The 20,391-nt window shown below is 35.7% G+C and carries 17 protein-coding genes; 14 read left to right on the top strand and 3 right to left on the bottom strand.

Going from position 1 to position 20,391, the window contains the following annotated elements; translation table 11 throughout:
• Positions 1–3: 3 nt before the first annotated feature.
• The 4 genes from PB01_RS13025 (at position 4) to PB01_RS13010 (ending at position 4,553) form a co-directional block, all read left to right on the top strand.
• Positions 4–933, top strand: coding sequence for a class I SAM-dependent methyltransferase (locus PB01_RS13025; RefSeq protein WP_151700609.1), 930 nt, complete (start codon positions 4–6; stop codon positions 931–933).
• 65 nt (positions 934–998) lie between these two features.
• Positions 999–2,189 (top strand): acetate kinase, encoded by a 1,191-nt coding sequence (locus tag PB01_RS13020; RefSeq protein WP_151700608.1) that lies wholly within the window; start codon positions 999–1,001, stop codon positions 2,187–2,189.
• 289 nt (positions 2,190–2,478) lie between these two features.
• On the top strand, positions 2,479–3,837 hold the full coding sequence (locus tag PB01_RS13015) for an IS4 family transposase (RefSeq protein WP_151700607.1): 1,359 nt from the start codon (positions 2,479–2,481) through the stop codon (positions 3,835–3,837).
• A gap of 512 nt (positions 3,838–4,349) precedes the next feature.
• A complete protein-coding gene (locus tag PB01_RS13010; protein WP_151700606.1) occupies positions 4,350–4,553 on the top strand; it encodes a hypothetical protein in 204 nt (67 codons plus the stop codon).
• A 600-nt stretch (positions 4,554–5,153) separates the two neighbouring features.
• Here the strand turns inward: PB01_RS13010 and PB01_RS13005 are convergent.
• Positions 5,154–5,606: a universal stress protein gene (locus PB01_RS13005; protein ID WP_151700605.1), complete on the bottom strand. Its 453-nt coding sequence runs from the start codon at positions 5,604–5,606 to the stop codon at positions 5,154–5,156.
• Positions 5,607–5,826: 220 nt separating this feature from the next.
• Between PB01_RS13005 and ald the strand changes: the two genes are divergently transcribed.
• From ald to PB01_RS12990, 3 genes are read left to right on the top strand one after another with little or no spacing between them, the layout of a single operon-like run.
• Positions 5,827–6,942 (top strand): alanine dehydrogenase, encoded by a 1,116-nt coding sequence (gene ald / locus PB01_RS13000; RefSeq protein ID WP_151700604.1) that lies wholly within the window; start codon positions 5,827–5,829, stop codon positions 6,940–6,942.
• 53 nt (positions 6,943–6,995) lie between these two features.
• A complete protein-coding gene (gene crcB / locus PB01_RS12995) occupies positions 6,996–7,388 on the top strand; it encodes a fluoride efflux transporter CrcB (protein WP_225986031.1) in 393 nt (130 codons plus the stop codon).
• Positions 7,385–7,732, top strand: coding sequence for a fluoride efflux transporter FluC (locus PB01_RS12990; protein ID WP_151700603.1), 348 nt, complete (start codon positions 7,385–7,387; stop codon positions 7,730–7,732). The genes crcB and PB01_RS12990 overlap by 4 nt, the downstream gene beginning before the upstream one ends.
• Before the next feature lie 1,314 nt (positions 7,733–9,046).
• Here PB01_RS12990 and PB01_RS12985 read toward each other — a convergent pair.
• Entirely contained in the window at positions 9,047–10,138 is a 1,092-nt protein-coding gene (locus PB01_RS12985; protein WP_151700602.1) for a M24 family metallopeptidase, read from the bottom strand.
• A 110-nt stretch (positions 10,139–10,248) separates the two neighbouring features.
• On the opposite strand from PB01_RS12985, the gene PB01_RS12980 reads away from it, so the two are divergent.
• The gene (locus tag PB01_RS12980; RefSeq protein WP_151700601.1) at positions 10,249–10,929 is read left to right on the top strand and encodes a metal-dependent hydrolase; all 681 of its coding nucleotides are present in this window, start codon (positions 10,249–10,251) and stop codon (positions 10,927–10,929) included.
• Positions 10,930–10,993: 64 nt separating this feature from the next.
• Positions 10,994–12,301 (top strand): DRTGG domain-containing protein, encoded by a 1,308-nt coding sequence (locus tag PB01_RS12975; RefSeq protein WP_151700600.1) that lies wholly within the window; start codon positions 10,994–10,996, stop codon positions 12,299–12,301.
• A gap of 27 nt (positions 12,302–12,328) precedes the next feature.
• On the opposite strand, the gene PB01_RS12970 is transcribed toward PB01_RS12975, so the two are convergent.
• Entirely contained in the window at positions 12,329–12,637 is a 309-nt protein-coding gene (locus tag PB01_RS12970) for a YtpI family protein (RefSeq protein WP_151700599.1), read from the bottom strand.
• A 93-nt stretch (positions 12,638–12,730) separates the two neighbouring features.
• On the opposite strand from PB01_RS12970, the gene PB01_RS12965 reads away from it, so the two are divergent.
• The 5 genes from PB01_RS12965 (at position 12,731) to accA (ending at position 20,322) form a co-directional block, all read left to right on the top strand.
• Positions 12,731–13,660, top strand: coding sequence for a DHH family phosphoesterase (locus tag PB01_RS12965; RefSeq protein ID WP_151700598.1), 930 nt, complete (start codon positions 12,731–12,733; stop codon positions 13,658–13,660).
• Between the two features lie 15 nt (positions 13,661–13,675).
• Entirely contained in the window at positions 13,676–16,741 is a 3,066-nt protein-coding gene (gene dnaE / locus PB01_RS12960; protein ID WP_151700597.1) for a DNA polymerase III subunit alpha, read from the top strand.
• A 1,038-nt stretch (positions 16,742–17,779) separates the two neighbouring features.
• Positions 17,780–18,412 carry a FadR/GntR family transcriptional regulator gene (locus tag PB01_RS12955; protein WP_151700596.1) on the top strand — a complete coding sequence of 211 codons (633 nt, stop codon included), beginning with the start codon at positions 17,780–17,782 and terminating at the stop codon, positions 18,410–18,412.
• A 78-nt stretch (positions 18,413–18,490) separates the two neighbouring features.
• Positions 18,491–19,360: an acetyl-CoA carboxylase, carboxyltransferase subunit beta gene (gene accD, locus PB01_RS12950; RefSeq protein WP_151700595.1), complete on the top strand. Its 870-nt coding sequence runs from the start codon at positions 18,491–18,493 to the stop codon at positions 19,358–19,360.
• Positions 19,354–20,322 carry an acetyl-CoA carboxylase carboxyl transferase subunit alpha gene (accA, locus tag PB01_RS12945; protein ID WP_151700594.1) on the top strand — a complete coding sequence of 323 codons (969 nt, stop codon included), beginning with the start codon at positions 19,354–19,356 and terminating at the stop codon, positions 20,320–20,322. The genes accD and accA overlap by 7 nt, the downstream gene beginning before the upstream one ends.
• Positions 20,323–20,391 lie beyond the last annotated feature (69 nt).

The following is a 20,391-nucleotide window of genomic DNA, read 5'->3' as shown; positions in this document are numbered from 1 at the left end:
AATATGCATACAAATGTCGAAAAAGTTTTTACGTTTATTGATCAAGAAAGTAGTTTTATAGAAGAACAGGAGTCTGTGACGTATATAGAAGGTGTGATTTACGCACTTGAATTATGGATTACAGATAAAAAAACACCATTAGTGACAAATCTTACTAAAGAGCAGATTAGAAAAGCGGTTCAACTTGCAATTCTAAAAGGGATGAAAAAGTCAGTCCAAGTAAACCATCAAATGACTCCTGATGCAATTGGCTTATTGGTATCCTATTTTGTGAAGGAAATGACGAAAGACAAAAAAGAACTGGCAATTTTAGACCCAGCTCTAGGAACAGGTAATTTACTTTATACGATTATGAATTCATTACCGTCTGAGAATCATGCTTTTGGAGTTGAAATAGATGACTTATTAATCCAGTTAGCAGCCCAAACGGGGGAATTACTAACTTGTGATATTCAGTTATTTAGACAAGATGCTTTAAAGCCTTTATTAATCGATCCTGCTGATATTGTTGTAAGTGATTTGCCTGTTGGTTATTATCCAGATGCTGAAACTGCAAGTGATTATTTCCTTCAAAGTGAAGATGAAATGTCTTATGCACATCATTTGTTTATCGAACAATCAATGAAGCATGTAAAACCAGGTGGATATTTATACTTTTTAGTACCAGACACTATTTTTGAATCCAAACAAGCTCCAAACCTTCATAAATTTTTAAAACAAAATGGCTGGATTCTAGCAGTTATTCAGTTTCCATCTACTATTTTCAAAACAAAAGGACAGGAAAAGAGTTTACTCATTCTTCAAAAGAAAAGCGAGGATTTAAGAGCTCCAAGAGAAATACTACTAGCAAAAGTTCCAAATATGTCGAATAAAGAAGCGATGGAACTGTTCTTTAAAAAAATCGATATATGGCAAGAAGAAAATTCTAAATGATAGTTGCTCGCCTCTACTCTGAACAGTACAATTAAACTACTTGTTCAAAGAAGGGGCGTTTTTTAATGGTTAATATTTTAGCGATCAATGCAGGTAGTTCGTCTTTAAAATTTCAATTACTGAAAATGCCAGAAGAAAAAGTGATTGCAAAAGGCTTAATAGAGCGAATTGGTTTAAGCGATCCAATTTTTACAATGACGACACAAAATGAACGAGTACAACTAATCAAACAAGTGGACAATCATACACAAGCAGTAAAACTATTAATGCAACAGTTAGTTGAAAAAGGAGTTATCAACACTTTAAATGACATTCAAGGAATAGGACATCGAGTTGTGCATGGTGGGGAAGTGTATAGTGATTCCGTATTAATTACTGAAAAAGTAATGACAACATTAGAGAAACTTTCGGAACTTGCACCATTACATAATCCTGCAAATATTACAGGTATACGAGAGTTTGCAAAAGAATTGCCCGAAATTCCAACAGTAGCTGTTTTTGATACAGCATTTCATCAAACGATGCCAGAAAGCTCGTACTTATATTCCATTCCATATAAGTACTATGAGAAATATGGGATTCGTAAGTATGGGTTTCATGGAACATCGCATAAGTATGTTGCTTACCGTGCTGCAGAGTTATTAAACCGGCCAATTGAAACGACAAGATTTATATCTTGTCATCTAGGAAACGGAGCTAGTATTGCAGCTATAGATTGTGGAAGATCCATCGATACTTCCATGGGGTTTACACCTCTTGCAGGAGTAACGATGGGGACAAGATCTGGGAATATAGATCCAGCTCTTATTCCATACTTGATGGAAAAGACGGGGAAAAGTGCAGAAGGAGTATTAGATATTTTAAACAAAAAATCTGGAATGTTAGGTGTTTCTGGATTCTCAAGTGATTTGCGTGAAATTGTAACAGAAGCTTCCAAGGGAAATGATCGCGCCCAGTTAGCACTCGATGTCTTTGCAAATCGTATACATAAATATATTGGATCTTACGCTGCTCGGATGAATGGCGTAGACGCTATTATTTTCACAGCAGGAATAGGAGAAAATAGCGAAGTTATTCGAGAAAAAGTTTTAAGTGGTCTTCAATTTATGGGCGTTTATTTGGATCATGATTTAAATAAACTACGTGGCAAGGAAACTTTTATTAATTATCCTCATTCGCCTGTAAAAGTACTTGTAATTCCAACAAACGAAGAGATAATGATAGCAAGAGATACGATGAGATTAGCAGGATTATAGAGGGGTTGAACGAATCACTAATTTCCGTTTCAGGTGGACGCTTTCCGCGGGGTGAGCGATTTGAGCCATCACCGCCGCATTCGCGTCGCTTGTGATGGCTCCTCTGTCTCACAGAGGAACAAAGGTTAAGAACGCCACATCGTGTGGCAACGCCTTCGTGACCAACATCCTGTTGGCCACCCGCTGGAGTCGCCACCTCATAGCCGTGTACTTAAGCTAATTCAATTATTTTTCATAATAAGTGCCTCTTTTAAGTTAGTATTAAAACGACAACTTAGAGGAGGCTTTTATGTACAATCAACATAATTTATATTTAAAAGAATGTTTTCAACTTTTTCTACCTAAAAATATTGAACAACTAGCGAAGGAAACAGGATTTATTAAACGGGAGCGGCAATTTTCAGCTTCCGACTTTTTATCACTTGTCTTTCGACAAAATGCTAATCTTGTTCAGCCCTCATTAAATAATTTATGCCACGATTTAGAAAAACATCATATAAATATTACTAAATCAGGTTTAAATAAACGATTCACTACTGAAGCTGTCGACTTTTTTAAGGCCCTATTTGACCGTCTATTTCAATATCAACTTCAGGCGCCATTGGCTGAAATGAAATTAAAGAAAGATTCCCCATACAAACGGATTCGAATTATCGATAGTACAAGCTTTAAACTCCCTAAATCATATGAAAATGAGTATAAAGGAACGAGAGATGCTGGTGCTAAAATTCAATTTGAATTTGATTACTTAAGTGAGAAATTACTTTGGTTTAATTTAGATGAAGGGAAATCCGCAGACAGTCCCGCAGGATTCGAACGACTAGCTAGTTTAGAAAAAGGGGATTTATTCTTGCAGGATTTAGGTTACTATCATTTGGATTTATTTGAACAAATTCATCAATCTGAAGCCTTTTATCTTTCAAGAGCTAGAATGGATTCGCAGTTCTTTGTAGAGGTTGATAATCCACCTCGTCATCAAGATGGTTCCTTTATTGAAAACCAACGCTATCAGCGTTTATACATGGAAGAAGAATTAAAAACATTACCTAGGGGACAATATCGAGAGTGGAATCAAATTTATGTGGGAAGACATAAAAAAATGCCCACACGTTGTGTTATTTATCGCCATGATGAAGTGCAAGAAGCAAAAAATATAAACAAAAGAATTAGAAGTTATCAAAAAAAATGCCGCTCTATTCCAAAAGAAAATGTAGCTGCACTTTCTGGACTAACTATTTACATAACTAATTTACCACCTACTATTTCCGTTGAAAAAATAACTCAGTTATATCGTGTTCGATGGCAGATTGAACTTCGTTTTAAAACATGGAAATCCCATTTGAAAATCCATCAAATAAAAGACATGAAAATGGAACGTTGGTTATGCCACGTATATTGCCAATGTATTGTCATGCTGTTAAGCATGATAACCACAGGTTTTATTCGAAAGGTAGTTTGGAAAACATTAAATAAATTTATTAGTGAAGATTTAACGATCCGTATGATTTCTAGAATGATAAACCGACTCGTTTTAGAAAGCAAAAAAAGTGCACGAAGCTGGAGTTTGTTCTTTAAGAGTCTTATTCCTACCACAGAAAAATTCAACTTAAAATCGACAAAGCCAGAACCACACACTCTATTTGTTTGATTAAATTCACAAAAAATCCAAATTAAAGGTAGTTGGAAACTGCTTTATTTTGGGTTTATTTGTTATGTTCTTTTTTTAGAACATATCTTATTCTAACCTCAAAACACTCATTTGCAACATTAAATTTCTCGAAAAATAGTAAAAACATATAATTTGAAACTTACTATTCTTCTTAAGTACACGGCTATGGTCGCCACCTGTCGCTCCAAGCGATAAATTAATAATTGTTCGTGTTTTAATAATCAAATACTATTTATGAAATTAACTCAATTAAGTATTCATTGGAAAATAGGTGACACGAAGAGTGCTTTAGTATAGTTGAGTTGTGATTTCGGAGAGCTTATTGCTCTCGGATCTCTGTGCAAAGCTTTCGCCTTAGCAGAAGTTGTAGAGCTAATTAAAAAGGAGTCGCATTCAGTAGAGTGTGGCTTTTTATTATGCACATAGATTTCTTTTTGGTTCCGAATTGATTTATTATTATGACAGTAGAATAGAAGGAGGTACGAGTTAGTATGAAAAATTATGGAGTATCAATAGTTTTGGAAAATGAAGAGAGCTATGATCTCGAGATTCAAGGCTCTGATGAAGAACAAGTTTTTAGTAAACTATTTTCTCAAATTTCAGGAGTAATAAAAATTTATCCATACGATGATGTTGTGGTTTTTATTAACTTTGATAAGGTATTAAAAATTCAAATTCAACCATTAGAAGAATAATAAACACTTAATCAACTCTTATGGATTTTTTTTATGAAACAAAGTAGGTCAGTAGAAAAGTGGAGCAAGTTAATAGTGAAACGGTTTTTAGTACAGAGTAATTGAGTAAAGTAAAAACAAGATGCTCTTAAAGGAGGATGCTTAAGCTTTTCTCAAAGAGTAATAAAGCAATCTGAATTGGAATATGATGAAAAGGTTAATTTCCTCTGCAAGTTTTCCTTTTATTTCTAACATCTAAAAGTATACATAATTCATTGGGTAGCTGAATAGCGCTAGTGGAACTTTAGAAAAATAGATGGCTTCCATTGATAAAGAAGTACTGAGCGGACGAAATTGTATCTTCGTCCGCCTTTAAAAAGAGTAAGTAAGCATCTTATCTCTCATTATCCAAAACAAATGCATCATGTCTTTACATATTCCAAGAGGGCGACGGACAAACACTAGCCACAAGATTACCGAAAAAAATGGATCATGATGTGACGTAGTCACTTCATGATCCATAACTCTAACGTTAATAGTGTAGCTGATGTTTCGTCCAAATTACTCGAGAAATAGAGAAGACCAAATGCACTTAAAAGGTGCTTGCGTTTTTCGTGAAATTTAATCGTCTTTTTCTTCCGTCCGAACTACTAAAACATCGCATGCTGCAGAACGAACAATGTATTCAGATACACTTCCTATAAGGAATCGCTCAACAGCATTAAGCCCGGTAGCTCCACAAATGATTAAATCAGCCTCTATTTTTTTCGCTATGTCTTTTGATATCATTGTTTTGGGAGAACCATATTCAACTAATACATTTACATTATGAACTCCGCAAGCAATTGCCTCTTTTTTATAGCCTTCAAGTAAATCTTCAGCAAATACTTGTGCTCTTTCAGCAATCGAACGATCGTAAGCTTCGATTGCTGCAAATGATCTTGTATCAATAATGTTGATTAAATTTAATGTAGCATTATTCCTTGCTGCAATCGAAACCGATTTTTTATAAGCTAACTCCGCTTCTTTTGAACCATCAACAGCAACTAGAATTTGTTTGTATTTTAATGTCATGTTTAAAACCTCCTATTTCTTATTATATTTATATAATTCGAGATTTATTTCTGTATTCCTTCTATTTTTTAATAATAAGGAGATCTATCGAACTTTTCTAAGGATATTTATAAATTAATGAAGCATTTTAAATGTATAAATGATAAAATGAAGATGTTTTAAGTGTTTCAATTTATTTGAATCACTCTTTTTAAAATTAAATACATAAGGGGATATGGAAATGCGTATTGGTATACCAAAAGAAACTAAAAATAACGAAAACCGAGTGGCTATGACGCCAGCTGGTGTGGTTACTTTGAAACATAATAATCACGAAGTAATCATTGAAACAGGTGCTGGTTTAGGTTCTAGTTTTACGGATGAGGATTATATTGCTGCAGGAGCAACAATTGTACAAACTGCGGAAGAAGCTTGGAATCAAGAGATGGTTATGAAAGTTAAAGAACCTACTCATGAAGAATTTACTTTAATTCGTGAAGAATCTATCCTTTTTACTTATTTACATCTAGCACCAGAAGAAGATTTGACAAAAGTGTTACTTGAGAAAAAGGTAACAGCTATTGCGTATGAAACGGTTCAGCTTCCAAATAACTCATTACCACTACTAACTCCTATGAGTGAAGTAGCAGGTCGTATGGCAACACAACTTGGTGCACAATATTTAGAGAAAATTAATGGTGGTAAAGGAATTTTACTTGGAGGAGTTCCGGGAGTATCACGTGCAAAAGTAGCAGTAGTTGGCGGTGGTATCGCTGGTACAAATGCTGCTCAAATTGCTGTCGGTATGGGAGCACAAGTTACAATTATCGATTTAAACCCTGACCGTCTTCGTCAATTAGAGGAATTGTTTGGCGGAAATGTGCAAACATTAATTTCAAACCCATATAATATTGGACAAGCAGTAAAAGAGGCTGATTTAGTAGTTGGTGCAGTTCTAATTCCAGGTGCTAAAGCTCCTAAACTTGTTTCAGAGGAAATGATTAAATCTATGTCTCCTGGTTCTGTTGTTATTGACATTGCCATTGACCAAGGTGGAATTTTCGAGACTTCTGACCGCATTACAACACATGACAACCCAACTTATGAAAAACATGGTGTTGTACACTATGCAGTTGCTAACATGCCAGGAGCGGTGCCTAGAACTTCTACGATGGCGCTTACAAATGCAACTGTTCCTTATGCTCTACAAATTGCAAACAAAGGATATAGCCAAGCTTGCTTAGATAACCTTGCATTACAAAAAGGTATTAACACATTAGCTGGTCATGTTACTTTTAAAGCGGTTGCTGAAGCACAAGGTCTTCCTTACGTAGACGCTGCTACACTTTTAAATTAATAAATAAATTTTGAACACCCAAAGGTTATTCATCACTTTGGGTGTTCTGTTATTTGAAAACAATAATGGAGTGGATGCAATTGGCCTATTTATTTGTTGGTATAGCAGGAGCATTAGGGGCTTTAACAAGATATTCGGTTGGACTCATACTTTATTCACATTCTATATTCCCCTTTGCAACACTAATAGTAAATCTAGTAGGTTGTTACCTTCTTCCTTTTTTATCATCAGCTGTTTTTCATAAAAGTAGACTCTCACCGAATGTACAAACGGCTATTACTACAGGTTTTCTAGGTTCTTTTACCACTTTTTCTGCTTTTAGTGTAGAAACAGTGAAATTATTGCAGCAAGGGGAAATTATATTTGCTGTATTATACGTATTGATTAGTGTAGTTGGTGGTATTGTTATGGGTAATCTAGGATGGAAACATGAGGTGACAAGATGACTGCAATTGTTGCTGTATCTGTAGGAGGATTTCTAGGGGCTATATTCCGATTTTATATTGCTCAAAAGTGGAATGAAAATGTGGAAGGTAAAATACCTTTTGGGACACTTTTTGTCAATTTAAGTGGTTCTTTTTTATTGGGATTTATCGCAAGCCTTAGCTTAAATGAAATGTATGTATTACTTATAAGTACTGGATTTTTAGGAGCATTTACTACTTTTTCTACTTTGAATAAGGAATTAGTTACACTTCAGAAGCTGCCCCGAAAATGGATTCTATATTTCACAATTACTTATGCAGGGGGATTATGCTTAGCATTTTTAGGGTATTCTTTTGGGAAATAAAAAAGCACCCTATAAAAGGATTTTGTTTTTCTTATTAGATAAGAATGTGTATGTAATTGACTGTTAGGTAAGTTCTAGATGCATATGAACTCTGGATAATTAAGTTATGCCTCTAATCCTGCAATGGCTCGATCTTAATTGTTTTATACTTTTACCGTCCTCAGTATATATGAATCGGCGAGCAGGTGGAACCTGAAAAAAATAGATAGTATTTATCTCACGTCTGTTGATTAACCACTTTCTTACACAAAATACTTGTAAGGAAAGCATTAAAATCTTCGTTAGAAATTGTTTGTTTTCGTTTCGGTTTGGACGAAGGTACAATTTCAGTCACACAGAGATACGTATATAATATAGAACAAATTTTAGATATAGTGCGTTGTACCACAAGAACCGCTGAGCCTTCGCGCTTGCTGCACCTTGCATGAGCCAACTCGTGCTGCGCCCGAGTGGGTCTCATGACTTCGGCTCATGCGGCTTAGGCAGCGCTACGGCATAAGTATTTGGCTTTTCTATATAATGAAAGCCCATTTCAAATAATAAAAAGTATTCCCCTTATTACCTGAGTCACCCTAGTATAGTTGCATAATATTACTAATAGCCATTCAAGCAATGATCGCTTGTAATAATTCGATACCAATCACTAGATAGTTTGTCACATTCAACGAATCATAGATTTTTACCTATAGAAAATACAACATAAGACTGGATTTAATTCATCATTTTTGAATAAGTAACAAGCACTATTAGATTGTAGCGGAAGGGCGGCGACTCCTGCCGGATGAGGGAGTCGGATGTGCCCTCACAAGCGGCGCGCATGCGACGGTGATGGCACATCGCTCACCCGGTGGAAAGCGTCCGCCCTGTAGCGGAAATCCCAGGGGTAACTTTCTTGCGACGCACTTTATAAACAATGAGTTCTTTGCCTACTTTAACTAAGGCGATGCTAGTTTTTATAGATGCTACATAGATAAAGTTAAATGGTAATTTACTGGTCATTTTTGGTTAATCAACAGACCTGTATTTATAAAGAAGTGCTGGGCGGACGAAATTGTATCTTAGTCCGCTTTTAAAAGATTGGGATAGCATCTTATCGCTCATTATCCAAACCAAATGCACCTTGTCTTTATATATTTCAAGAGGGCAACGGATAAACATCTGCCACAAGATTACCGAAAAAAAGTGGATCGTGAAGTGACATAGTCACTTCACGATCCACAAAATTTCCAAGGGTAATAGTGTAGTTGATGCTTAGTCTAAAGTACTTGAGAAATAGAAAAGACAAGATTCACTTAAAAGACGTCTACGATTTTCTTATAAAACAATTAATTCTTTAGGAAACTTAGTAAGTACTTCTACGCCATCCTCTGTAACCACAACGTCGTCTTCTATTCGTACGCCCGTGATTTCAGGATGGTAAATGCCAGGTTCAATTGTGAATACCATACCAGTTTCTAATTTCATCTCGTTAACACCAGTGATGGATGGGAATTCGTGCACGGAAATTCCAAGCCCATGTCCTAAGCGATGAGTGAAATACTCACCGTAACCCGCTTCCGTAATAACATCGCGTGCAATTTTATCAAGAGCCATTGCGGTTACTCCTGGTTTCACTGCATTTACAGCGTCTTCTTCGGCACGACGAACAGTTTCATAAATTTCACGTTTCTCAGCGGAAGGTTCTCCAAAAGCTACTGTTCTTGTTATGTCAGAGCAATAACCGTTGTAAATAACACCCAGGTCAAATAAAATTAAATCCCCTTTTTGGATTTTGCGATCACCTGGCTTACCATGAGGAGAAGCTGTTTTAGGACCACTTAGGACCATTGTATCAAATGACATTTGAGATGCGCCTTTGTCTTTTACCGCTAACTCAATAGCCGTTAATATTTCTAACTCAGTTTTTCCTTCCGCAATTTCTTTGCAACCAACTTCAATTGCGTAATCGGCAAGCTCAGCAGCTTTTCGCATATTAACTAATTCATCTTCAGTCTTAATTACGCGTAGCTCATTTATCTTTTCATCGATTCTTGAAATTTGAATGGAAGGAATTCTCTCTTGAATAGCTTCTTGACGCTCTACAGTTAAATGAGCCTTTTCAATTGCTAAAGTATTAATAGTACCTATATTATCTTGAATTGTTTGAACAACAATATCCCAAGCATTTTCCGTATCTTGATGGCCAACAATTTTTCCAGACCATCCTGTTGCAGCTGCATCTGGAATTTCCATTTTAGGACAAATAATAAAAGGGGTTGCTTCTTTATAGATTAATACACCAAGTAATCGTTCATGTGGATTACTTCTAAATCCAGTAAAATAAAAAACATTGTCTGGAGTTGTTATAAAAGCTGCATCAATATTATTTGATTGTAAATAACTTTGAATTTTTTCTACTTGTTTCATCTGAGCACCTCTTTTTAATTTATAATTTAAGAATAGCAGAATAGAGGAATTCTAGCATTAAAGTTGAATGAAATATAGAAAGAAAAAAACAATTAAAAGGAGAATTGACAATGCAAATTAGTTATCATGGACATTCAGTAGTGAAAATAAAAACAGGGAACTATACAATTTTAATTGATCCATTTATTTCAGGGAATGGAATGACAGATTTAAATGCCTCTGATGAAAGCCCAGACGCTATCTTGTTAACGCATGGTCATAATGATCATGTTGGTGACACAATTGATATTGCAAAACAAAGTAATGCACTTGTTGTTGCACCTTTTGAGCTTGCCGAATATCTAGCAACGCAAGGAATCACTACCCATGAAATGGGATTAGGTGGAGCTTATCAATTTGATTTTGGAAAAGTTAAATACACTCATGCTTTTCATAGTTCTTCATATGATACTTCAGATAATGGTACTATTTATACCGGAATGCCAGGAGGAATCTTGTTTACGGCAGAAGGCAAGACTATATATCATGCGGGAGATACCGCTCTTTTTGGGGACATGAAACTGATTGGTGATCGAAACGATATAGATGTTGCCTTTTTACCAATTGGAGATAATTTCACAATGGGACCAGAAGATGCTGCTTATGCTACAGAACTTCTAAAACCAAGAATAGTAGTACCGATTCATTACAATACATTTCCAGTCATTCAACAAGATCCAAATCATTTTAAGGTATTAGTGACAAATTCCGAAGTTCAAATTCTAAATGCTGGAGGAATTGTGCAACTGTAGCTCACTAAGAAAATGTGAATAATGTGGTACAATAAACGTACAACAATCGTTTGGATGTGACTACATGACAACAAAACATGAGCAAATTTTAGCATATATAGAAAAGCTCCCAGTTGGAGATAAAATATCTGTTAGAAAAATTGCAAAAGATCTAACTGTAAGTGAAGGAACTGCTTACCGAGCGATAAAAGAAGCAGAAACAAGAAGGATTGTTAGTACAATCGAACGTGTCGGAACAATCCGAATTGAATTGAAGAAAAAAGAGCATTTTGAACGATTAACATTTGCGGAAGTTGTAAATATAGTCGATGGACAAGTTTTAGGCGGAAAAGCCGGTCTATATAAAACACTAAATAAATTTGTTATTGGTGCAATGCAAGTAGAAGATATGATGCGTTATGTAGGACCTAGCAATTTACTAATAGTTGGAAATCGTCTCCAAGTGCATGAACATGGATTACTTGCTGGAGCAGCCGTACTTGTAACGGGTGGTTTTGACGTATCAGAGAAAATAACAAAACTAGCAGATGATTTAGAGCTACCTGTTATTTCAACGAGCTATGATACTTTTACAGTTGCTACAATGATTAATCGTGCAATCGATGATCAACTTATAAAAAAAGATGTATTGCTTATTGAAGATATATATATTCCTTTAAGAGATACGTTCTTTCTTCAAACAAATGATCATGTAAAGCGATATCGTGAATTGAACCAATTAACGACTCACGGGGGTTTTCCAGTTGTAGATGCAGCTAATAAACTAGTAGGGATTGTTACTGCAAGAGATGTTATTGGAAAAGAAAGCGATGAACTAGTGGAGAAAGTAATGACGAAAAATCCAATTGCTATTACCCTGAAAACAAGCGTAGCATCTGCAAGCCATCGGATGATTTGGGAAGGAATCGACTTGTTGCCTGTAGTAAGAGACAACAACAATTTAGAAGGTGTCATAAGCAGACAAGATGTGCTAAAAGCATTGCAAGCTGCCTCCAGACAACCACAAAATGGAGAAACAATTGACGATATTGTCAAACAGCAAATAAAACTAATTTCTACAGAGGAATTTATTTTTGAGTTTGTCGTAACCCCTCAAATGACCAATCATTATGGGGCGATGTCTTATGGTGCCTTCTCCATTCTTTTGACTGAAACTGGATCTCAAACGTTGAAAATTCGCAAACGTGGGGAAAGCGTAGTAGAAAATATGACGATCTATTTTACGAAGCCAATACAGTTAGAAAGTATTCTGCGTGTTAACACCAAAGTGTTAGAGATGAGTAGAAAAGTAGCAAAAATGGATTTAGAAGTATTCAATGAAAAACAACTTGTAGGAAAAGCAATGATTACGTACCAATTGTTAGAACGATAATAAAAATGATGCAGCTCTAAAGCTGCATCATTTGTTTAAATCTAGTTCCTCTTGAACAAATTGTCCGTAATGCTTGAATACTTTATAATTATAATACATAAAATAACCACCTATTAAGATAAATAGAGCAGAGATTACATACGTAACGGACGAGGGAAATACAATGATAAAGTTCAATCCAAAAAACAATAAAAATGCACCTAAACAAATAGAAGCCTTAGCTGAAAACCATTTTTTCCGAATTGGTAGTGAAGTACGAAACTGTTTTGTTTTAAAATAAAAATACCATACAAAAGAAACGATAATTGCTAATATAAATATTCCATTAAGAAACATAATGAACCTCCAATAAAAAAATAAGCTTTCATTATTGTATAGGTTAATTTGTGAAAATGCGAATAGAAAACTTGATTAAATGGAGGAAATGAAATGAAAAGACAAATCATTGACACAATCGAAGAGGCTAACAAAATAATTATACATCGACATGTAAGGCCTGATCCGGATGCTTATGGTTCTCAAATTGGATTAAAAGAGTTAATTTCATTTAATTTTCCACAAAAAAAAGTATTAGCAACAGGAAAACATGAAAATACATTAGACTTCTTAGCTCATCCTGATAACGTTACAGATGACGATTTCAGGGATGCTTTAATTATTATTACGGATACCGCAAATACGGAAAGAATAGATGATGAGCGATACAAGTTAGGTAAAGCAATCATTAAAATAGATCATCATCCAAATGATGATGCTTATGGTGATCTATTATGGGTGGATACGAACTCAAGCTCTACAAGTGAAATGATTTGTGAATTATTTGATGAAGCGAAGGATTATAAGGGTTGGAAAATGAATGCAAGTATTGCGAGATTGCTGTTTGCAGGAATAGTTGGGGACACTGGAAGGTTCATGTTTCAAAGTACTACATTACAAACAATGACCTATGCAGGAGCGCTACTTTCTTATGGATTTGATCGTACGGAATTGTTTAACGGAATGTATGAAGTAGATAGAAACTTGCTCCATTTAAAAGGGTATGTTTACGAAAACTTTAGCATGGTTGAAAACGGGGTCGGATTTGTTAAACTGACAACAGAGATTTTACAGAAATACAATGTTGATGAATCTGAGGCTTCCTTATTAGTAGGATCTTTAGCGGATGTAAGAGGAATGAGATGTTGGGTATTCTTCATTGAAGATACAAAAGAAATCAGAGTACGTCTCCGCTCAAAAGGCCCTATTATTAATGTGATTGCAAAAAAATATGGTGGCGGTGGTCATCCGCTTGCTTCCGGTGCTTCCGTAAAAACTTGGGAGGAAGCAGATCAGGTAATTGAGGATTTAAAAAAGTTGTAAATTGAGGTGTTATATATGGTAACGGTATATCCACAAATAGTAACTTCAGCGGATATGCTGAAAAGTACGATTCAATTGGAGCAACTTATCCAAAAACTGAAATTGAATAATGCCAAGGCAGCCGCCATTACAAACAGCAGATTGTATGGTATGTTGCCTTTTTGGCACGAATTAAAAAAACACCAAATTCATCCAGTAATAGGACTTTCGATTAAAATAAAATTAGATAATCATCCTAGCTCCATAATACTTTACGCTAAAAATAGTAATGGATATGAAAATATACTGAAAATCTCAAGTAGCTTAGAAACTAGAGAGTTATCTGAACTACCGATAAAATGGTTGCAAGCATACAATGAGGGATTAATCGTCGTCTATAAATGCGACGATTCGTTTACTCCTAATGCAATGGCCGAATTAGCTGAAATCGTCAGTCCTACAAATTTATATGCCGGAATTGAACGTCCAAATGGGATAAAGCAAGGAATAGAAGCGGAGATTACCTCATTTGCGGAAAAACTTTCAATACCAATTACTGCTTTTCATATGAGTCGGTACATAGAGAAAGAAGATGCATTTGCTTTTGAAGTATTAAATGCGATGGATCAATCAGTTAAAATGTCTGATCGTAATCGATTAAAGCCTTCCGATCATTCATTTCATGTACTTTCAGGTGAAGAATGGTTCAATTGGTTTTCAGACGTTCCGGAGTGGCTTGAAAACACAGAAAAAATGTTAGAAAGTTGTCAGGTATCATTTGAACAGCAATCGCAATATATGCCTAAGTATCAGTTGCCTCAATCCGTTTTAGCAAAAGACTACTTACGTAACCTTTGTGAAGAGGGATTAAAAATTCGAGTGAAAAGCATCTCGCCAAAGTATTTGGATCGTTTAAATTATGAGCTTCAAGTTATCGGTCAGATGAATTATGAAGATTATTTTTTAATTGTGCAAGATTTTATAAAATTTGCGAAACAAGCAGGAATCTTAACTGGACCAGGACGGGGATCTTCCGCAAGTTCTCTCGTTGCTTATTCGCTTTTCATAACCGATGTAGACCCGCTCGAGTATGGTCTCTTGTTTGAACGCTTTTTAAATCCGGAACGTATTACCTTGCCAGATATTGACATAGATTTTGCTGATTCAAAGAGAATGGAAGTAATTCAATATGTAGCTGAAAAGTATGGTAAACAAAATGTGTCTCAAATTATTACATTTGGAACTCTGTCAGCAAAAGCAGTGGCAAGAGAAGTGGCTAGAGTGTTTGGATTTGAATCAACCACGCTCGAGGCCATCTCTTCCTTCATCCCTTCTAAACTAGGGATTTCTTTAAAAGAAGCATACGACCAATCGCAAAAACTACGTGACTTTATCGCGACAGAAGAAATTCGAAAAAAATGGTTTGACGTGGCATTGGCATTAGAAGGGTTACCTAGAAATGCCTCCACACATGCAGCAGGTGTCATCCTTTCACCAGTTCCACTTGTGGATGTGGTGCCTATCCAAAATGGCCATGATGATATATTTCTAACCCAATGGCCCATGAAAGAATTAGAACAGATTGGCTTGCTTAAAATGGATTTTCTAGGTCTAAGAAATTTAACAATTATCGATCGTATATTAAATCTGATTAACTATAAAAAAACTTCCCAATTAACCTTAGATACTATTCCGTTAAATGATAAGCTTACTTTCCAACTGTTACAAAATGGAGATGCGACTGGTGTATTTCAATTAGAATCGGCAGGAATGCGAAATGCACTAAAACAAATAAAACCGACAAAGTTCGAAGATATAGTTGCGGTAAATGCACTCTATAGACCAGGTCCGATGGAAAGTATTCCGCTATATGCAAAAAGAAAATTAGGACAGCAAGCTGTTACCTATGAACATCCAGTATTAGAGCCCATTTTGAAAGAAACATATGGTATTATCGTTTATCAAGAGCAAATTATGCAAATTGCTTCACAAATGGCAGGCTTTACTTTTGGAGAAGCTGATTTACTTAGAAGAGCAGTAAGTAAAAAAAATAGAGAAATACTTCAAAAAGAAAGAACCCATTTTATTAAAAAGGCAAAATTACTTGGACATACAGAAGTTGCTGCTTCATCCGTTTATGATTTAATTGTTCGATTTGCAGATTATGGATTTCCTAAGAGCCATGCGGTAGCTTATAGTTTTATTTCCTATCAGATGGCTTTTTTAAAAGCTCATTTTCCTGTTGAATTTTACTGTGCAATATTAAGTTCAGCGTCTGGAAATCAGGAGAAAATAAATCAGTTATTAATGGAAATGAAACAAAAAGGTATTAAAGTTCTGCCACCATCTATTCAAAATAGTCAACCATACTTTTCCGTGGAGAATGGAGCTGTGAGATTTGGATTGCAAGCTATTAAAGGGGTTTCACATTCGTTTACACAAAAGCTATTGCAACAAAGAGTTAATAAAACAACAAACTGGATGGATATTTTTGAATTCGCCTCTGATTTAAGTGCTATCCATTTCACCCGAAAAAATATTGAACCCCTTATTAAAGCAGGAGCAATGGATGAATTGAACGAAGAAAGGGCAACGTTACTGGCAACATTAGACCCAGCGGTAAAATACGCCGAACTTGTTAGTCCAACAGAAGAAAATGATTTGTTTGGCGGGGACGCTTCTCATTTTGGGAAATCAAAATATATAAAATCCGATCCAATGCCATTATTGATAAAGCTTCAATTTGAAAAAGAAGTACTTGGCCAATATTTTTCGGAACATCCAACTGTTTCTGTGAAAAAAAATGCCTCTGAAAAAATCGACAACATATGGGATGTGCAACAGTCAACAAAAGAATGGAATGTAAAAATAGTTGGCCTTATTCAAGAAATTAAAAGGATTCGCACAAAAAAAGGAGAGTCCATGGCATTTGTAACTGCACAAGATGAAACTGGAAGTATTTCTATTACTTTATTTCCTGAAGAGTATTCAAGATATAATTTATTATTAGAGGAGCAGACGATCATAATAATAGAAGGAAAATCTGAACGGAGAAATGGAAGAACTCAAATAAAAACCAAATTAATCACGTCAGTTGATTAGCTGATTATTCCCAATAACATATGTGAATTAACTAAAGGTAACCAATAAATTATATTTTAAAAATAGTGCGACTTAGTAAACTTCGGAAGGGATTTTCGCTACAGGGATGGCGCTTTCCGCGGGCGCGGCTTCAGCCGCTTCCTTCGCTGCGCTTAGTCCAGGGTCTTCAGCTCGTGCTATTCCCACAGAAGTCGCCTCCCTTTCGCTACAATCCAATTGAGCTTGCTAGTTATTCAAAGTAGGGTAATTACGTATAAAAAGGTGAAGAATAAATGCTTTTCCAACTAAATACTCTAAAATTCCAACTAAATATTAAAAAGTGCCACAAGGATAGTGGTTATTTGTTAGTACCCATTATTTATCGTATGTCCAATCAATAAGTGTCATCTCATTCCAAGTAAACCCATTATAATGAGAGGATAGTCGCGTTTAGTTGCTAGTTTGTAAAATTCATCCATTTATCGGATTTTTTAGACAATGCTTCCTAACATTTAATGGCGAGTAGTGATACTGACTAGTTAGCAAATATGGTGGATTGAAGCGGAAGGGTGGCGACTCCAGCCGGAGGCCAACAGGATGTTGGTCACGAAGGTGTTGCCACACGATGTGGCGCTTCTAGCCTTCGACCCTCAGTGAGCAAAATGAGGCTTCACAACGAACGCGTAGCGGCGGTGAAGGCTCATCGCTCACCCGGCGGAAAGCGTCCGCCCTGCAGTGAAAATCCCAGCGGCAAATTTCTTAAGACGCAATATATCTAAAGTGTCCAAAGTAAACCGAAAACGTGTCAATGCAAATGGATTCTATGAGCCCTTTTTTGCTAAAATGTAAGAAAATAGTTAATCAACAGACGTGTGAATAAATAATACAAATTAAATAAATACATTCAAATAACCGAATCTAGCTTTTTGTTATTATAAATTGTAAAAGATCGACTGTGCTCTTTTGTACAGTTTTTTCTTTACGTTTTGACAAATATTTTGTATGCTAGTAACTATCAGTGGTCAGACCACTTTGTAATAAATGGAAGAGTGTGCATGTATGAATCCCAAAAATAATTCAAGCAAAATGTTTTTAGAGATTGTTAAGCGACTGAGAGAGCTTATTAAAGAAGAAAATGTTGCAGTTGGAGGTAAACTGCCCTCTGAAAGAGAATTAGCAGAAAGAATGCAGGTTGGCAGGTCAACTGTAAGGGAAGCACTCAGAAGTTTAGAATTACTTGGATTAATTGAAACAAGAAGAGGGGAAGGAACTTTTCTTTCTGATTTTCGTAAACATCAATTAGTGGAGTTATTATCTACTTTTGTTTTACAAGAATCTAAGTCTAAAAAAGACGTTCACAAGACAAGGGAAACACTAGAAAAAGAAGCGATTCGAACAATATGCACCTCAGAAAACTTTTCAAGTCAGTTCATTTGGGATGCGTTCCTACTTAAATTGCAAAATGAAGAGGTTATTCGTGAGGATATCATTAGAGAAATAATTATTATATCCGATAATCGCCTTGCATTGAAAATATGGTTTTTGTTAAAACAATTTGCTGGGGAACCTTATAGAAATCCAATGGGAACAGAAGAAAAAGAAACGTGGAGAAAATTGCTCAATGGCTTGAAAAATAGAGATGAACAATTGGCAGTAACTCTATATAACGAATGGCTTTTGTTAATTCAATAAGGAAGAATTATTATCCTTTCAACTAATTTTCTAGCAACAGAGCCTTGCACTTTTCTAATGAACAGGGGAGATAAATATATGATACGAGATATTTTTAGAAATAATCATAAAAAGAAATATGTAGCAATTCCTGCAGATAAAGCCAAAAACGATGTGCCAGAAGGAATTATGATGAAATGTCCTGAATGTAGAAAAAACGTATTTACAAAGGACTTAATGAAAAACTTAAAAGTATGCCCATCATGTGATCACCATATGAAAATGACAGCATTTGAGCGCATGGAAATATTTTTAGACGAGAATTCATTTGTTTCCATGGATAATCATCTTCAAACAGTTAACCCATTAAACTTTCCAAGTTATACTGAAAAAGTAAAATCAGATGTGAAGAAAACTGGTTTGAATGAGGCTGTATTAACAGGAGTAGGAGCATTAGAAGAGCAAAAAGTAGTGGTAGCGATAATGGATTCACATTTTAGAATGGGTTCCATGGGGTCCGTGGTCGGAGAAAAAATTACAAGAGCCATCGAAAAAGCGACAGAACTGCGAGTGCCTTTTATTATATTCACTGCAAGTGGTGGAGCGAGAATGCAAGAAGGGGTTTTGTCCCTTATGCAAATGGCGAAAACATCTGTCGCTTTAAAAAGACACAGTGATCAAGGTCAATTATATATTTCTATTTTGACACATCCAACTACTGGTGGAGTCTCGGCTAGTTTTGCTTCAGTTGGGGACATTAATTTAGCAGAGCCGAAAGCGTTAATTGGATTTGCTGGTCGAAGAGTGATTGAACAGACAGTGCGCGAAAAACTTCCGGAGGATTTCCAAACGGCCGAGTTTTTATTGGATCATGGTCAATTAGATGCTGTCGTTCACCGAAAAGACATGCGTGAAAAAGTATCATTACTTGTTAAAATGCATGTCCATAAGGAGGTTACAACGTGGTAAAAACATTGCCTTTTGAAGAACCGATTGTTCAATTAAAAACAAAAATCGATGAGTTAAAAGAATACACTGCAAGAGCAGATGTAGATATGACAGCGGAAATCGAAAAACTAGAAGAACGATTAAAAAAACTAGAAAAAGATATTTATGAAAATATGCAGCCTTGGGACCGTGTTCAAGTAGCACGACATCCAGGACGTCCCACTTCAAGAGATTATATACAATTATTATTTACAGATTTTATCGAACTGCATGGCGATCGTTTATACGGAGATGATGCAGCAATCATTGGTGGAATTGCGTTTTTAGAAGGAAAACCACTAACAGTTATTGGGCATCAAAGAGGAATTGATACAAAAGAAAATATAAAACGAAATTTTGGGATGCCTCATCCAGAAGGTTACAGAAAAGCACTTCGTTTAATGAAACAAGCGGAAAAGTTTAATCGCCCTATTATTTGTTTCATCGATACGAAAGGTGCTTATCCAGGGAAAGCTGCCGAAGAAAGAGGACAAAGTGAAGCAATTGCAAGAAATTTAGTGGAGATGGCGGGCTTAAAAGTCCCTGTTATAAGTGTTGTAATCGGAGAAGGAGGAAGTGGAGGAGCACTTGGTTTAGGTCTTACAAACCGTATTCAAATGCTTGAAAACTCTACTTACTCGGTAATCTCACCTGAAGGCGCAGCTTCAATTCTCTGGAAAGACTCATCTCTTGCAAAGCAAGCGGCTGAAGCAATGAAAATTACAGCACCTGACCTGAAAGAAATGCAGATTATTGATACAGTTATTAAAGAAGTGCATGGTGGTGCTCATAGAGATCCTGAAACACAAGCCAAATATATGAAAGAAGCTCTTATTAATTCGTTACAGGAGCTTTGTAAATTAACAGCGGATGAATTAATTGAAGACCGTTATAAGAAATTTAAAAATATAGGGGTTTTTAGTGAGGAGAATGCGTCTGTTTAGACGCATTTTTTTTTTGATCCATTTCGTGTTAAGCTTGAGTTATTAAATACATAGAGTGGAGGGGAAATT

It is taken from the genome of Psychrobacillus glaciei, from assembly GCF_008973485.1.
GTDB lineage: Bacteria > Bacillota > Bacilli > Bacillales_A > Planococcaceae > Psychrobacillus > Psychrobacillus glaciei.
This window is presented reverse-complemented; position numbering and strand designations above follow the sequence as displayed.

What these genes read in the sequence shown, in the direction of transcription:
- PB01_RS12975 (WP_151700600.1), top strand. Translation starts at nt 10,994, where the DNA reads ATGACAACAAAACATGAGCAAATTTTAGCATATATAGAAAAGCTCCCA.
- PB01_RS12955 (WP_151700596.1), top strand. Translation starts at nt 17,780, where the DNA reads ATGAATCCCAAAAATAATTCAAGCAAAATGTTTTTAGAGATTGTTAAG.
- PB01_RS12965 (WP_151700598.1), top strand. Translation starts at nt 12,731, where the DNA reads ATGAAAAGACAAATCATTGACACAATCGAAGAGGCTAACAAAATAATT.
- PB01_RS12980 (WP_151700601.1), top strand. Translation starts at nt 10,249, where the DNA reads ATGCAAATTAGTTATCATGGACATTCAGTAGTGAAAATAAAAACAGGG.
- PB01_RS12990 (WP_151700603.1), top strand. Translation starts at nt 7,385, where the DNA reads ATGACTGCAATTGTTGCTGTATCTGTAGGAGGATTTCTAGGGGCTATA.
- PB01_RS12985 (WP_151700602.1), bottom strand. Translation starts at nt 10,138, where the DNA reads ATGAAACAAGTAGAAAAAATTCAAAGTTATTTACAATCAAATAATATT.
- dnaE (WP_151700597.1), top strand. Translation starts at nt 13,676, where the DNA reads ATGGTAACGGTATATCCACAAATAGTAACTTCAGCGGATATGCTGAAA.
- PB01_RS13005 (WP_151700605.1), bottom strand. Translation starts at nt 5,606, where the DNA reads ATGACATTAAAATACAAACAAATTCTAGTTGCTGTTGATGGTTCAAAA.
- ald (WP_151700604.1), top strand. Translation starts at nt 5,827, where the DNA reads ATGCGTATTGGTATACCAAAAGAAACTAAAAATAACGAAAACCGAGTG.
- PB01_RS13025 (WP_151700609.1), top strand. Translation starts at nt 4, where the DNA reads ATGCATACAAATGTCGAAAAAGTTTTTACGTTTATTGATCAAGAAAGT.
- PB01_RS13015 (WP_151700607.1), top strand. Translation starts at nt 2,479, where the DNA reads ATGTACAATCAACATAATTTATATTTAAAAGAATGTTTTCAACTTTTT.
- PB01_RS12970 (WP_151700599.1), bottom strand. Translation starts at nt 12,637, where the DNA reads ATGTTTCTTAATGGAATATTTATATTAGCAATTATCGTTTCTTTTGTA.
- accD (WP_151700595.1), top strand. Translation starts at nt 18,491, where the DNA reads ATGATACGAGATATTTTTAGAAATAATCATAAAAAGAAATATGTAGCA.
- PB01_RS13020 (WP_151700608.1), top strand. Translation starts at nt 999, where the DNA reads ATGGTTAATATTTTAGCGATCAATGCAGGTAGTTCGTCTTTAAAATTT.
- PB01_RS13010 (WP_151700606.1), top strand. Translation starts at nt 4,350, where the DNA reads ATGAAAAATTATGGAGTATCAATAGTTTTGGAAAATGAAGAGAGCTAT.